The organism is Aminobacter sp. BA135, assembly GCF_050859125.1.
In the GTDB taxonomy this organism is placed as follows: Bacteria; Pseudomonadota; Alphaproteobacteria; order Rhizobiales; family Rhizobiaceae; genus Aminobacter; species Aminobacter ciceronei.
Genome location: NZ_CP139574.1, coordinates 106,544 through 120,876 on the forward strand (window position 1 = coordinate 106,544; position 14,333 = coordinate 120,876).

A 14,333-nucleotide genomic window follows, 5' to 3' on the forward strand; every position below is an offset into this window, starting at 1 on the left:
ATATAGAAACGAGAGGCCGAATTCGATGTCAGTCACGCGATCGCCCCATCCGAACCACCCCACAAGATGCGCAGCCTCGGCTGCAGATGGTCTGACAGAACTGCCTCGCACATGTTGAGAATGACCTGTGCATCAGTGTCCCGGTCGGATTGCGTCAGATGGAAAAAGAGCACGAAATCGCGTTCGGTCGACGAATGTACGGTGGCCATTCCCGCCAGATGGCCTTGCAAGTTTTCGGCGAACAATCGGCGGAGGGAGGTAAAAGTCGCTTCGCCGCGCCGACTTACGATTTCGTCCTTGGCCTCATAGATCAACTCTGCAACGACGCAATCGTGTAGCACCGGCAGGTCATTCGTGAAGGAGCGCAACTCCTTTTGCAATCCGTCTGGGCAGTCTCGGAGTTGTGGTGGCGAATGCAGTGCCTGCCGCGTACCGTCGGTGAGCTGATGGGTGGCGTAGTCGCTCAAAGCATAGGAATACAGATCGACTGTCGTTACCTTTTGGCCATCGATGCCCACTCCGCAGTCTTGGCACACAAACCCGATTGCCGGCTCTGACGTCGTGTGGCGGCATTCGCCACATATTTGCACGCTTCCCGGCTTGTCGTAGTCCTTTCCGTAGTTTCGCAACTGCTTGCTGCATTTCGGGCAGATAAGTGCATTGCCACGGCGAAAGTCGACCTCCGGGCCAAGTTGGGCGCAGGTGTAGTGATGGATCAACTCTGCTTCATCAAGGTTGGCTGACCGGCAGTTTGGACATTCTTCCCTCACCACAAGTCGGTGCGAGCCGCATGGGTCACATTGATGATGCCTGTCGACGAAATGCCTGTCCAACCAGCCTCGATTTGCAAGAGCCTCCGCGATCAGCACGGTCGAATTGGTGTCGAGAAATCCCTTCATGGCGAAAAAATACTTGGACTCTGGATCACGAACCGGCGTGAGGGCTTCGCCCGACACAAACAAGTGCGCCAGCATTCTTGAAGCAGGTGAATCTGCCAGTAGAAATCTGTGTGACAGGCGGGCTCTTCTTTCGGCGAACTTGCTGATAAGGCCTGCCGTTTTTATGATCGATTTCGGATCGGCGACGTCGAAATCGACGTCAGCGACATGGCTGGATCGGCCGGTCATATTGACCACCGGCACCAAGCAAAGGTTCCTGGCGCTTCGAAAGTCATCGAGTGCCAAAACGTGTCGCTCGTCCGTCAGAACAATGGCATCCGCATCGCCGCTGTCGACGACTTCGAAAATCTTGCGAAGATTGCTGAATTGCGTGCTCGCCTTAGGAAGCAAGGCCACACGCGGAGCGGGTATGCCGAACTGCTCCCAGATAGACTCGCAATATGCGGCTGAAGTGTATTTAATGTATTGAAACTACGCTCGGAAATCTTGAGCTTTTCGATTGAAGAGAAGTTTCGACTTAGCACGAAGCGACTCCGCACAATCAACGAATAAATTAACCGCCCGGCGAACTCCGGCAATTTTAACCGAAAGTTAAGCTTCAGATCATGCAGGTCAATCGCGTATAAGAGCTACGCTGCCTCTAGCTATTTCGATCTATTATCAGCTGGTCGCGCTGGGCATGCGACTGCTTGAAGGGACGGCTCACTCTTGCGCTGGTCTCTGTGGTTCAATTCCCATGTCCAGCGCTTCCCATAGCGTTGCCTTCGCGACCGGCAGCCGCGTCAATTCGGAGCCTGTTCCGGTATATCGCCAGGGCGAATGATGCGCGTTGTCCCGGTGTTTGGTGGAGGCTCTTCGATCTCGTGGTCGCCGATCTTTGGCGGAGTCAGAACGCCCTTGCAGTGTTCCAAGGTGTTTTCAGAAGGTAAAGCCTCTCTTGACGTGTCGACCGTCGGATCTTCGCTGTGATCCCCGGGCTTTGCCTGACAGGGGTCAGCCGGAACCAATTCTTCGCCACCATTTGAGGATTGCGCCGTTGCCGAGGCAACAGCTCCTACTGTACACGCCACTATGACCACAATCCGTTTCAGCCACACAAAGGCGCACGGTTCAACCCGCGTTTTTGCGCTGCCTGCGGGGCCGGGGGAGGGTGGCGGAACACCTGGCGGCACGACTGCCGGGGCTATTGGCGGCGGATGCGGACGCGCCGGCGCGGGATTGGGACTGCGACTGTCAGGACCAGGAATAGGCATATTCGGCTCCCATCACAGCTGAGGTTCTGCTTATTTAATCCGCGAACCTGCGACGTGTTCCGACCGCTAGAGCGGTCACCATCACGACCGATCCCGATGCGCGCCTTGCTGTTCCAACGGTTTGGCCCAAATGGAACTCACTGTGAAGTGATCACGCGCATGCCGACTGGGATGGCCAGAAAATCCAGTACGCAAACCGAGCAGGATCGCCGCACCGGCAAATCGTCTGCCGGAAATCTCAGCAAAGCAGGCTTCGCGCGCCAGCGGGACACACGTTGGGAAAGCGAGGGTTACGTCTGTATTTGCGCGCGTTCGACGAGCGCGCGCAACAAACAGTTCACCACGGTCAATCGCTTGGCCAACGGGCACGCCAAGCTGAGCGACGACGGGTTGCGACAGGCCTGCGCCGGAACAAGCGGACGGGCCAAGCGTTGTGTAAGTCAATGGTGGCTGGAGAACTCCAATGGATATCACGACGCTTCTAATAATCATCCTGATCGTATTGCTAATTGGAGGAGGCGGTTGGTACGGTCGAGGCCGATGGTATTGACCCTCTCACGCGCGAACGGTGTCTTTATGTAAACAGGGATTTGAACGAACCGTTGCTCAGGTTGTCTTGCACGAAGACACCATTTCGAGCAGAAAATTCCATCTGTTCCACCTTTGCATCTCGAGGCCCGTTGGCGTTCGTCCCACGTTCCAACAGTCAGCACATTGGACCCACGCTCACGGGCATACTGAGCCGACGATTGCGAGCCTTTTTCCGTTTTCAACACGAAGGAACTATTAGATCGTTTCCGAATTGATGATGCTCGGAGCGTGATGCCCCTCAGCGATAGCGCTCTGGAGAGCGGGGCCTGCTGGGCGTCCCCAGCAGGCCCAAGTTTCTGCGCAAACAAGGCGCCAGCTTTATAGGCTAGCCCAGATAGCCGACGCCTAAAAAATGGAGGCAGCGATGAAGCATCACAGCATCGAACAACTGCAAGCCTTGGCGGATGTCGTTCCTATGACGCGCATCGAGCGTCTCGAGCGCTGGGCCAGATTGCTTAAGGACCAGCCGAAGCGACGTCTGACCACCCTTTCTGGCACCGAGTTTCTCCCGCACGCCGAACGACAGACCATGCGCGCATCGGGTTCGCCCATCACGGTGGCTTTCGAGGATCCAGTCTTCCGAGCAGCGGGGCTTAGTGACGACAGTTACGGCGAGGCCAAGCGCTTCTTCGAACTATCCGACCGGCAGCTGCATAACATAGTCTGCCACTGTCATCTCGGCGAGTCGACCAGAGGTGCCAGCGCTGCCCGACGCGTCCGCGCCGCAATCGGTTGGTGGCCACGGATGCGGGCGTTCTTCGCCTGAGGGCCAAGACATTCCTGCCACTTAGCAAGGGCCGTGACAGCACGTCTGGAGCCGGGCCGAATTTCGCTACCAGGAGGCACATGAAGCACTGGAATGACTTAGCTTGAATAACCAGGGTAAGCGGTCGCCCGTTCTGACCAGCACGAACGAGCGTCTTGCGCCAATTCCGGCCCTTCGGTGCGCTCCTCCATTTCGGACCTTCGCTCTGCTGCTCGTGTTGTGAAGGCCTGCTGACGCGGCCCGCTGCACGGCAGTTCGCGCATAACGCCGGCGTCCGCAAGCCCTCGCAACGACAGCCCTGGGCCAGAAGGCAAAGGAAGGTCGGTTTCTAGCTCCAGTGCGAGGTGAGCCTCTCAGCGGCCGCGGCATTCTCGGCTTCCAAGTCGCTTAGGGTTTCGCCTTCTCCACATAAGAGCACTAAGAGACCGGTCGCTTCGCCCGATCGGCGAACAAACACCATCGCTCACCTTGTCCGGGCGCGATTTATCAGCGCGGTTTCCGACTGAAGCGTCTTCCAGGTCGCCACCATCATGAGCAGTAGCAGCAGGGCAAAGGGAAAGCCGGTCGCGATGGCGCTCGCCTGAAGCGCGGCAAGCCCGCCGCCGAGCAGCAGTGCAATGGCAACCAGGCCTTCGAAAGTGGCCCAGAAGACGCGTTGCGCTACAGGCGCGTCGACCTTGCCGCCAGCTGTGATCGTGTCGATGACTAACGAGCCTGAATCAGAGGAAGTGACGAAGAATACGATCACCAGCACGATACCGATCAGCGATGTGAGCCCCGCCAATGGCAGGGGCTGCAGCAGCCGGAATAGCGACAATTCAGGCGTGTAGGCCACGACGGTCTCCTGTACGCCCTGATAACCATCGTTCAGGAATTGCGAAAGCGCCGTGCCGCCAAAGGCTGTCATCCAGAAGATCGATACGACCGTCGGAATGAGCAGCACGCAGACGATGAATTCGCGCACTGTGCGGCCTCTCGATATACGGGCGATGAACATGCCGACAAATGGCGACCAGGAAATCCACCACGCCCAGTAGAAGGTGGTCCAGCCATGGAGGAACTCGTCGTCAGTGCGCCCGAAGGGATTGGACAGCGCAGGCAGATGGGTGACATAGGACCAAGTGTTGCTGAAGAAGCCGGCGACGATTTCCCCGGTCGGTCCAAGAGCGAAGACGAAAGCCACCAGCAGCACAGCGAGGACCATGTTGATCTCGGACAGGCGCTTGACGCCCGCGTCCAGGCCGGCGACAACCGAACCCAGCGCAATTGCCGTGATGCCGGCGATAAGCAGAACTTTCATCGTGTCCGTCACCGGAACGCCGTAAAGGAAGTTGAGGCCGGCCAACGCCTGTTCTGCCCCAAAGCCGAGTGATGTCGCCAATCCAAACAGGGTGGCGAAGACGGCCATAATGTCGATGACATGGCCAATCCAGCCGCGAACGCGCTCGCCGAAGATCGGATAGAAGGCGGAGCGCACCGACAGGGGCATGCCCTTGTTATAGGCGGCCAAAGCCAACGACAGCCCCAAGACCGCATAGATCGCCCACGGATGCAGGCCCCAATGGTAGATGGTCGCGGCCATGGCGGCTTCGCGCGCGGCCTCGACAGCGCCGGCACTCAACACGCCGTCGGCAACCGGGCCGGCGATGCCCAGAGGCGGGTTGTTGAAGTGATACATCGGTTCCAGCACGCCGAAGAACATCAGCCCTATGCCCATCCCGGCGGCAAAAAGCATTGAGAACCAGCCGGCATAGCCGAATTCCGGCACGGCGTCGGCACCTCCGATGCGCACGCGACCCATTGGCGACAGGACGACGGCGAGGCAAAACAGGACGAACAGATTGCCGGCTATGATGAACAGCCAGTCGAAGGTGGACGTGAGCCATACACGCAAGTTGCCGAGCGCCGGGCCGACGGAACTCCTGAAGATCAGGGTGAAGATGACGAAGCCGACGATGATTACCGCAGAAACGAAGAAGACCGGATTGTGAATGTCCAAGCCCAGAACGCGAATGTTGTCCTGGCCGGCTTCCAGACCATGATCCTCGGTCGCGGTGGTTTTGATAGACGACATGCTTCCCTCCCTGAGATTTTGTCATGCGTCGGTCGGCCATCGGGCCGTGCGCAAGATGACTCGGTTGCCCTCGCGTCATGGTCCTGATTGCGACATCGTCGCAACAATTGCGACCTGATGTGCGACTCTGGCGCGTAGCAACGCGAGGCCCGAGTTGACGCCCCAACCCGCGAAAGCCCCGGCGGGCCTTTCTCCCACCGGCCACGCACTGAGCGCGCATTGGGCGTTCGCCCAGGAATAGGTGCGGCTAAGGCCGAGCCCGTTGTGCCGTCGACCAACCAACACCGACAGTGTCAAGGAACAGGTCGCTGTCATGGCGACCACCTGCACCTGCGCGTCCGCGTAGAAAGCCTGTGTTGCCACAGGTCACGCTGCATGAGGTACCGCAGCCGGTCGCGCTGACGGAACCCTGCCGAAGATCAAGCTGATGTTAGACGATCGCCGCAGTGCCAGCGCCACGCCACCGGTCAAACGCCTGCCCGCGCTTTCGGAAGCTCTGGTGGCGTGGCTCAACGGGCCCGGTCGATCAGTGCATCCGCCCGTTCCTGCTCTGCGCAGTGCGCGCAGCAGTAGATCACGTCGCCCTGTTCGACACCGTGCCCGATGATGCGCACATTGCAATGCGGGCAGGTCGGAGCCAATTTCTGGATCGCGCACTCGAAACTGTCGAACGTATAGCTTTCCTCCGCAATGATCACCTCAAAGGCCTTGTCGTAATCGTTGCCGCACTGGTCGCATCTGGCCATCGTTCCTTCTCCTTTCGATATCGAAAACCAACGACCGCGGCGGCGATCCGTTCCTGCGCCGTGCACGAAGACTGTCGGACGATCGCCCTATCCCAGCCGCCGTAGTGCTGATCGCTGCGGACCCCTCGCGGCAGGCTCAGGTCGATCAGTGCGAGCCCGATTACAAGGTTCACCGCCGTTGCAAGGCCCGATCCTCCATCCAGCGCGCACGGTGCCGCCGCAATCCACGCGCCAAGGGCTATATTGAGAAAGCGCACGGCCCGCACAATCTCGGCCATGGCGGTGATTGCGACGAGGATAACGAGGCAGCCGACGATATGATCGCTGAAGTACGCGGCTCGGCGCCAAGGACGAGCGGCGTCGCCATCAGCAGGACGCCGAGCGCTATGCTTGCGCCAAGTGACCAGGGGAAGGTCACCGCCGAAGACAAAATCCTTAAAGGCTTCCCAAGCCGGGCGATCGAGGTCGGCATCCAGCGTCGGATCCTCCGAAAGCGCCGGCCCGCCCCTCCAAAAAGTCCGCCAGAACGGCTCGCCCGCTTTCTTGGCCCGCCACAGATATTGGACAGTCGCCAGCACCTCGATTGAGTAGGGGATGAGGATCACCCTCATCGCGGCCTGGAATGATGCACGGCGTGCAAAGGGCCCCGATAAGCGGCGGCTGGACGATGACAAAAGAGACGCAGGATGACGAGCAGGCCGAACAGGAACACCACCTGAGGCATCGTCCGCCAGCGGCGCCGGTGGCGATCGCGCCGGCGAGAATGTCCAGGCTATAGGCGAAGGCGCCGAGGCCGGCGTCCGCGATGGGAAAACCTTTGGATAGCCAGGAGGTGACGACAGCTTCGCTGCCGCCGGCCGCGGCAGCGACTCCGGAACCGAACAACGGATCCCACAGACTGTCTATGTGGCCCATGGAACGCTACTGGCGGTGCCGTCCCTGTCGGAGAGCATGAAGTTCAAGGCCGATCTGAAGGCCGCGAGCGAGGGTCCGCCGACCGACAGCACCGGAACCGGGACTGCCGATGTCTGTCTCGACAGCGCAACCAAGAAGCTGAGTAGGACGGTGACATCGACAAGTCTCACCGTCGACATATTTGCGAGCCTCGCCGCCTGGAGCGATGGTGCTTTTACTCGAGCGGCTAGTTGCGCCTGCTAGACGCGGTCGACGAACTTGTTGAACCGGCTGGGTCGCATCGCCGCAATCCTGACCGCCATCGCTGATGATCTCTCCTCATTCATCCCGGGGGATTGCATCCTGACACCTGCCCAGGAACGCAAGCCCGTATCTGACGTTACTCCTGCTCGACATCTGGCACTCGACACGCGGGAAGACACCGATGGCACAGCGCGCATTCTGGAAGGGCTACATGAAACTGTCGCTGGTGACCTGCCCGGTGGCGATGACGCCGGCAACCAGCGAGTCCGAAAAGGTCCGCTTCCACACCCTCAACGAAAAGACCGGAAATCGCGTCGTCAGCCACTATGTCGATGCCGTCACCGGCAAGCCGGTCGACGAGGACGACGAGGTCAAGGGCTATCCCAGGGGCGAGGACGACTATGTGCTGCTCGAGGACGAGGAACTCGAGGCCGTCGGCCTTGAAAGTACCCGGACCATCGATATCGAGAAGTTCGTTGCCGCAGACAGCATCGGCTGGATCTGGCTGGACAAGCCGCATTATCTGATCCCGGACGACAAGGTCGGCGAGGAAGCGTTCTCGGTGATCCGCGACGCCATGGCGGCGGCCGGCATGGTGGGCATCTCGCGCCTCGTGCTCTACCGGCGCGAGCGCGCCGTGATGCTCGAGCCGCGCGGCAAGGGCATCGTCGTGTGGACATTGCGTTATGGCGACGAGGTCAGGGACGCCGGCGACTATTTTACCGGGATCGATGCGCCGAAGCCTGATCCGGATCTGATGACCCTGGTGACCCGCCTGATCGACAGCCGCACAAAGCCGTGGGACCCCGACATGGTGCGTGACCCCGTCCAGGAAAAGCTGCTCGACATCATCGCCTCCAAGAAGAAGGGGCGCCGTCGGCCGGCCAGGGAAAAGACCGAGCCGGCCGCTTCGTCGGGCAATGTCGTCAGCATCATGGATGCGCTGAAACGCAGCATCAAGGCCGAAGGCCGCGCCAAGAACTAGCCGGCCTTTCCGCGTTTCGCTGTAAGCGGAACGGCGGCGGCGCGGAAATCCTCCCAGGGGTCGCTGGCCAGGGCTTCGAGCCGCTTGGGCATGTTCTCGACGGTGAAGTGGGCCGGTCCGATGTCAGCGCCGAGCTCATCCCATGACAGCGGCGCCGACACCGCAGCACCTGGGCGGGCCCGGGTCGAATAGCAGGCGACGGCGGTTGCGCCGCGCTGGTTGCGCAGATAGTCGACGAGGATCTTGCCGTGGCGCTTCGATTTGGTGATCGTCGAGACGTAGCGGTCCGGATCGTCGGAGGCCATCTCGTCGGCGAGCGCCTTGGTGAAGGCCTTGACCTCGGGCCAGTCGGCTTTCGGCTTGAGCGGCGCCACGACGTGCAGGCCTTTGCCGCCCGATGTTTTCAGGAAGGCGGCAAGCCCCTTGTCGACCAGCCGCTGCCGCACCTCCTGTGCCGCTTCGGTGACGGCCAGCCAAGAGACGCCGTCTCCCGGATCGAGATCCATGACGATCATGTCAGGATGTTCCCAATCCGCTGCTGTCGAGCCCCAGGGATGAATTTCCAGCGTCGCCGATTGGACCAGGCCGAGCAGGCCATCGAGGTCGTTGATGCTGATCAGCGGCGCCCCGGTTTTTTCCTTGGGGTCCTTGATCAGCCCGATGTTCGGGTTCAACCCTTTCCAGGCATGCTTCTGGAAGAATTTTTCGCCTGTTATGCCGTTCGGGCAGCGCAGCAGCGCCAGCGGCCGGCCGACGACGAACGGTGCCATGTGGCGCCACACATCGGTGTAATAGTCCGCCAGCCCCTCCTTGGTCACGCCCTCATCGGGCCAGTAGAGGCGGTCGGGATGGGTGAGTTTGACGGTGCGGCGTTGCGGCGGCGGAGGCTTTGCGCCGGACTTTCTGATTTCGCGGACGATTTCCGTGGCCGGCTTGTCTTCCCGCAGGCCTCGAAACGAGGCGTGGCGCAGGTGGCCATCCGCGGTCCACGCCCTGAACTCCACTTCCGCCACCAGTTCGGGGCGAACGAAGCGTGCCTGGCGCCTTTCCGCGGCCGACAGGCGGTCGGCAAAGGGGCTATCCGAAATCTCCATGCCGACTAGCCTGTCAAAGAGCTGCCTTGCCACGGCTTCGGTGAAGCCGGTCCCGACGCGGCCGACATGATGAAGCTCCTTGGCATCGAACACGCCGAGGATCAGCGAGCCGATCGCCCTGCGCGACACGCTGGAGGGCACGAAACCGGCGACGACGAACTCCTGGCGGGCCGAGCATTTCGACTTGATCCAGGACTTGCCGCGCCCGCTGCGATAGGGCCCGTCGCGCAGCTTCGACACCACGCCCTCGAGGCTAAGGCGGCAGGCGTGCCGCAGCACCAAGCTGCCAGGTTCCTTGAAGTGGCCGCTGTAGCGAACAATGCCGTCGCCCTCGGGAATAAGCTGCTCGAGCCGTGCCTTGCGCTCTACCAGAGGTGCCTGGGTGACGTCATATCCCTCGATATGGAGCAGGTCGAAGGCATAGAAGACGAAGCGATCCATCCGGCCCGCGCTCAGGTCGGCCTGCAGGGCGGAGAAATCCGACGCGCCCGTGCCCGTCTCGACGACCAGTTCGCCGTCGATGAGTGCCGTGGTGACGGGCAGCGCTGCGAGCGCCTCGACGACCGCCTTGCCGAATTTGGCCGTCCAGTCCAGTCCGCTGCGCGTCAACAGGACGACATCGCCATCTTCAAGCCGCGCCTGCAGGCGGTAACCGTCGAACTTGATTTCGTGTAGCCAGCGCTCGCCTGTCGGCGGCGACGCCGCAAGGGTTGCAAGAGCCGGCTCGACGAAGGCAGGAAGGGCTGCCTTTCTGGCTTTCGGCATGTCGGCAAGTGCTGCGGTCGGCGCCTCATGCGCGGCCTTGCCGGGCGCCCCCGAAATCCGCGTCCCCGACTTCTGTGCCCCAGTCTTCCGTGCCCCAGTCTTCCGTGCTGTTGCCTTGTGCTGCAGGGTCTTGGGGCCACGGATGCGCCCGGTCTTCGACGACCAGCCGGGAGCTTCGCCTGAGACCTCCGCCAAGTCCCGCCCCGTCTTCACCGACAGCGGCAGCTCGTCCAGCACGTCCTCGCCATTGTCGCGGGCAAATTCATCGTCGCCCTTGATCAGCAGCCAGTTTTCCCGTTTCTCGCGCGGTTTTCCGCGCATGCGCACCAGATGCCAGCGGCCGTGCAGCTTCTCGCCGTCGAGTTCGAAATCGAGCTGCCCTTTGGCGTAGCCCTTCGAGCCGTCGCCGATCGGGGTCCAACTGCCGCGGTCCCAGACGATCACGGTGCCGCCGCCATATTCGCCTTTCGGGATCGTTCCTTCGAAATCGCCATAGGCGAGCGGATGGTCCTCGACATGCACCGCCAGCCGCTTGTCGCCGGGCGACAGGCTGGGTCCCTTGGTGACCGCCCAGCTTTTCAGCACACCATCCATCTCCAGCCGGAAATCGTAATGCAGGCGTGTGGCATCATGTTTCTGGACGACGAAGCTGTTGCCTCTGCGGCGCCCCTGCCGCCCCTTCGGTTCGGGCGTGGCGCCGAAATTCCGCTTTTTGCGATAGGTTTCGAGCGCCATGATCATCCGGCCTTGCGCTGCGGCGGCTGTGCCTTGGCAGGTTTTCGCGCCCTCTTTTGCGGCGAGGTCTTCTTTTGCCCGGCGCTCTTGTTTTGCTTCGTGGCTTTGCCGGCAACGCCGGCGCTCTCACGCAGCGCGGCCATCAGATCGATCACATCCCCGCGTTTCGGCTGTTTCGGGGCGGTGATCTTCTTGCCCTCCAGCTTTGCCTTGACGAGGTCGGCCAGTGCCGCCTCGTAGCGGTCGTCGAATGTCGCCGCGTCGAAACTGCCCTTCTTGGTCTTGATGATGTGCTGGGCGAGGTCCAGCATCTCGCCTTCGATCTTCATCGCGGGGATTTCGCTGAAGGCGTCCTTTGCCGAGCGCACCTGGTAGTCGAAATTGAGCGTGGTGGCGACCAGCCCGTCGTCATAGGCCCGGATCAGCAGCGAGCGCACTCGCCGGAACAGCACGGCCTGGGCGATGGCGACGACGTTCTTTTTCCGCATGCCCTCGCGGATGAGCGCGAAGGCCTCCTCGGCTGTGTCGCCTGACGGGGCGAGATAATAGGGACGGTCGAAATAGACGTCGTCGACATCGGCGCAGGCGATGAAGGCGGTGACCGAAAGCGTCTTGTCGCTTTCCGGCACGGCAGCTGCCACTTCCTCTGGCGACAGCAGGACATAGTCGTCCTTGCCGACGTCATAGCCCTTGACCTGCTCTTCCCTGTCGACGGCCTTGCCGGTCTCGCTGTCGACGAATTCGCGCCGGACGCGATGGCCCGAGGCGCGGTTGATGGTGTGGAAGGCGATGCGCTCCGACGTCGAGGCGGCGGTGTAAAGCGCGACCGCACAACTCAGTTCCCCGACCTTCAGCGTCCCCTTCCAGTTGGCTCGCGGTGCCATGTGTGCCTCCGTTCGACGGGGCAACGTGCTGCGGCGGCGGTTTGTTCCGGCTGCGTCGGCAAATCGTTCCGATGGCGCTGCCGCGGAGGGGCGGCAGGTAGAAGGCGGGTCAGGCGAGGCCAAGTGCTGCGTCCGCGCGCTGCCGGAATCCCGCGCTGCAAAAACGCGCCGCGAAAATCAGGAACCCGATCGCCATCCCTGCATTTGGGAAGGAAGCGACGGCGGATTTTCTCACGAAGGAAACGACAATGGCTAAAACTCCGAGCGCCTCGGTACGCAAGCCTGCGACAATTCACGATCAGAAGCTGGAACGCGGCAGCGGCGGCGAACTGCACCAGACGGCAACGGGCGGCATCGACGTGCTCACCACCGCACAGGGCGGCCCCGTCTCCGACGATCAGAATTCGCTCAAGATCGGCGCAAGCGGCCCGACCGCGCTCGAGGATTTCCATTTCCGCGAGAAGATCTTCCATTTCGACCACGAGCGCATTCCCGAACGGGTGGTGCATGCCCGCGGCTACGGCGCGCATGGCTATTTCGAAACCTATGAGTCACTGGCCGCCTATACCCGGGCCGACCTGTTTCAACGGGCGGGCGAAAAGACGCCGGCCTTCGTCAGGTTCTCGACCGTCGCCGGCAGCAAGGGCTCGTTCGATCTTGCGCGCGACGTCCGCGGCTTCGCCGTCAAGCTATACACCAAGGAAGGCAATTGGGATCTCGTCGGCAACAATATCCCGGTGTTCTTCATCCAGGACGCGATCAAGTTCCCCGATATCATTCATTCGGTGAAGCCCGAGCCCGACCGGGGCTTTCCCCAGGCGCAGTCGGCGCATGACACTTTCTGGGACTTCATCAGCCTGACGCCGGAATCGATGCACATGATCATGTGGGTCATGTCGGATCGCGCGATCCCGCGCTCGTTCCGCTTCATGGAAGGCTTCGGTGTCCATACCTTCCGCTTCGTCAATGCCAAGGACGAATCGACCTTCGTCAAGTTCCATTGGAAGCCGAAACTGGGGCTGCAGTCGGTGGCCTGGAACGAGGCGGTGAAGATCAATGGCGCCGATCCCGACTTCCATCGTCGCGACCTCTGGCAGGCCATCCAGTCGGGCAACTTCCCGGAATGGGAAATGCGCGTCCAGCTCTTCGACCAGGACTTTGCCGACAGCTTCGATTTCGACGTGCTCGATCCGACCAAGATCATTCCCGAAGAAATCCTCGAACCGATCCCGGTCGGTCGCCTTGTGCTCGACCGGATGCCCGACAATTTCTTCGCCGAGACCGAGCAGGTCGCCTTCATGACCCAGAACGTGCCGCCGGGCATCGATTTCTCCAACGACCCGCTGCTCCAGGGGCGCAACTTCTCCTATCTCGACACCCAGCTGAAGCGGCTCGGCAGCACCAACTTCACCCATCTGCAGATCAACGCGCCCAAATGCCCGTTCCACCACTTCCAGCAGGACGGGCACATGGCGATGCGCAATCCTGTCGGCCGGGTGAACTACCAGCCCAATTCTTTCGGCGAGGGCCCCCGGGAATCGCCGCAGCATGGATTCCGCTCCTTTGCCGATGCCGAAGAGGGCCAGAAGGTGCGTCTGCGCGCCGAGAGCTTTGCCGATCATTACAGCCAAGCCAGGCAGTTCTTCCAGAGCCAGACCGCTCCGGAACAGCGCCACATCGCCATGGCCCTGACCTTCGAGTTGAGCAAGGTGGAGACCCCGGTGATCCGCGAACGTATGGTCGCGCATCTGCGCAACATCGATGAGAGCCTAGCGACCGCCGTCGCCGACAAGCTCGGCCTCAAAAAGCTTCCCGCGCCGGCGGATGCCGCGGTCGCACCGCGCGACGACCTGAAGCCGTCGCCGGCGCTCAGCATCATCGAGAACGGTCCCGACAGCTTTGCCGGGCGCAAGCTGGGCGTGCTCGTCAGCCCCGGCGCCGATGCGGCGCTGTTGAAGAAGCTCCAGGCGGCGATCGACAAGGAGGGAGCCGTGATGGAGGTCGTGGCGCCTAAGGTCGGCGGGGTCGAAGCCGCCGACGGCAGCTGGATCGAGGCCCGGCACATGGTCGACGGCGGCCCGTCGGTCCTGTTCGATGCGGTCGCTCTCGTCGTTTCGGAACAGGGAGCCGAACGCCTGGCAGGCGAGGCGGCTGCACGCGACTTCGTCGCCGATGCCTTCGCCCACTGCAAGTTCATTGCCTTCACCGCGGAAGCGGTGCCGCTGCTGGAGAAGGCCGGGGTCGATCCTCAAGCCGACGAAGGCCTTGTGCCTCTCGGCGATGCCAAGGCCGCAAAGGCCTTCGTCGAAACCTGCCGCAAGCTGCGGCTGTGGAGCCGGGAGACTGCGGTCAAACTATAGACAAGCTGGACAGCGGGGCTGCC

9 protein-coding genes and 1 pseudogene are annotated in these 14,333 nt (G+C 61.6%); 4 read left to right on the plus strand and 6 right to left on the minus strand.

Features of this window, described 5'->3' with window-relative positions; all coding sequences use genetic code 11:
* Positions 1-32: 32 nt before the first annotated feature.
* A complete protein-coding gene (locus SLT36_RS31095; RefSeq protein ID WP_432289571.1) occupies positions 33-1,295 on the minus strand; it encodes a hypothetical protein in 1,263 nt (420 codons plus the stop codon).
* A gap of 953 nt (positions 1,296-2,248) precedes the next feature.
* Between SLT36_RS31095 and SLT36_RS31100 the strand changes: the two genes are divergently transcribed.
* Positions 2,249-2,734, plus strand: a complete 486-nt coding sequence (locus tag SLT36_RS31100; protein ID WP_432289572.1) for a hypothetical protein — start codon at positions 2,249-2,251, stop codon at positions 2,732-2,734.
* A 373-nt stretch (positions 2,735-3,107) separates the two neighbouring features.
* Positions 3,108-3,509, plus strand: a complete 402-nt coding sequence (locus SLT36_RS31105; protein ID WP_286299201.1) for a hypothetical protein — start codon at positions 3,108-3,110, stop codon at positions 3,507-3,509.
* A gap of 463 nt (positions 3,510-3,972) precedes the next feature.
* Here the strand turns inward: SLT36_RS31105 and SLT36_RS31110 are convergent, their stop codons facing one another.
* The 3 genes and pseudogenes from SLT36_RS31110 to SLT36_RS31120 all read right to left on the minus strand — a co-directional run.
* On the minus strand, positions 3,973-5,583 hold the full coding sequence (locus tag SLT36_RS31110) for a BCCT family transporter (protein WP_067969429.1): 1,611 nt from the start codon (positions 5,581-5,583) through the stop codon (positions 3,973-3,975).
* Between the two features lie 509 nt (positions 5,584-6,092).
* Entirely contained in the window at positions 6,093-6,329 is a 237-nt protein-coding gene (locus tag SLT36_RS31115; protein WP_432289573.1) for a hypothetical protein, read from the minus strand.
* A gap of 77 nt (positions 6,330-6,406) precedes the next feature.
* A pseudogene (locus SLT36_RS31120) lies at positions 6,407-7,244 on the minus strand (vitamin K epoxide reductase family protein); the annotation flags it as partial.
* A 424-nt stretch (positions 7,245-7,668) separates the two neighbouring features.
* Between SLT36_RS31120 and SLT36_RS31125 the strand changes: the two are divergent.
* Entirely contained in the window at positions 7,669-8,472 is an 804-nt protein-coding gene (locus SLT36_RS31125; RefSeq protein WP_432289574.1) for a Ku protein, read from the plus strand.
* Here SLT36_RS31125 and ligD read toward each other — a convergent pair.
* Complete coding sequence (gene ligD, locus SLT36_RS31130) at positions 8,469-11,066, minus strand: DNA ligase D (RefSeq protein ID WP_432289576.1); 2,598 nt, start codon at positions 11,064-11,066, stop codon at positions 8,469-8,471. The two genes, SLT36_RS31125 and ligD, sit on opposite strands and share 4 nt — an antisense overlap.
* Positions 11,067-11,068: 2 nt before the next feature.
* Entirely contained in the window at positions 11,069-11,950 is an 882-nt protein-coding gene (locus tag SLT36_RS31135; protein ID WP_432289577.1) for a Ku protein, read from the minus strand.
* Positions 11,951-12,198: 248 nt separating this feature from the next.
* Between SLT36_RS31135 and SLT36_RS31140 the strand changes: the two genes are divergently transcribed.
* Positions 12,199-14,310 (plus strand): catalase, encoded by a 2,112-nt coding sequence (locus SLT36_RS31140; protein ID WP_432289579.1) that lies wholly within the window; start codon positions 12,199-12,201, stop codon positions 14,308-14,310.
* Positions 14,311-14,333 lie beyond the last annotated feature (23 nt).

Excerpts from the sequence above, each read along its gene's own strand:
- SLT36_RS31140 (WP_432289579.1), top strand. The coding sequence starts at position 12,199 with ATGGCTAAAACTCCGAGCGCCTCGGTACGCAAGCCTGCGACAATTCAC.
- SLT36_RS31135 (WP_432289577.1), bottom strand. The coding sequence starts at position 11,950 with ATGGCACCGCGAGCCAACTGGAAGGGGACGCTGAAGGTCGGGGAACTG.
- ligD (WP_432289576.1), bottom strand. The coding sequence starts at position 11,066 with ATGGCGCTCGAAACCTATCGCAAAAAGCGGAATTTCGGCGCCACGCCC.
- SLT36_RS31125 (WP_432289574.1), top strand. The coding sequence starts at position 7,669 with ATGGCACAGCGCGCATTCTGGAAGGGCTACATGAAACTGTCGCTGGTG.
- SLT36_RS31115 (WP_432289573.1), bottom strand. The coding sequence starts at position 6,329 with ATGGCCAGATGCGACCAGTGCGGCAACGATTACGACAAGGCCTTTGAG.
- SLT36_RS31110 (WP_067969429.1), bottom strand. The coding sequence starts at position 5,583 with ATGTCGTCTATCAAAACCACCGCGACCGAGGATCATGGTCTGGAAGCC.
- SLT36_RS31105 (WP_286299201.1), top strand. The coding sequence starts at position 3,108 with ATGAAGCATCACAGCATCGAACAACTGCAAGCCTTGGCGGATGTCGTT.
- SLT36_RS31100 (WP_432289572.1), top strand. The coding sequence starts at position 2,249 with ATGCGCGCCTTGCTGTTCCAACGGTTTGGCCCAAATGGAACTCACTGT.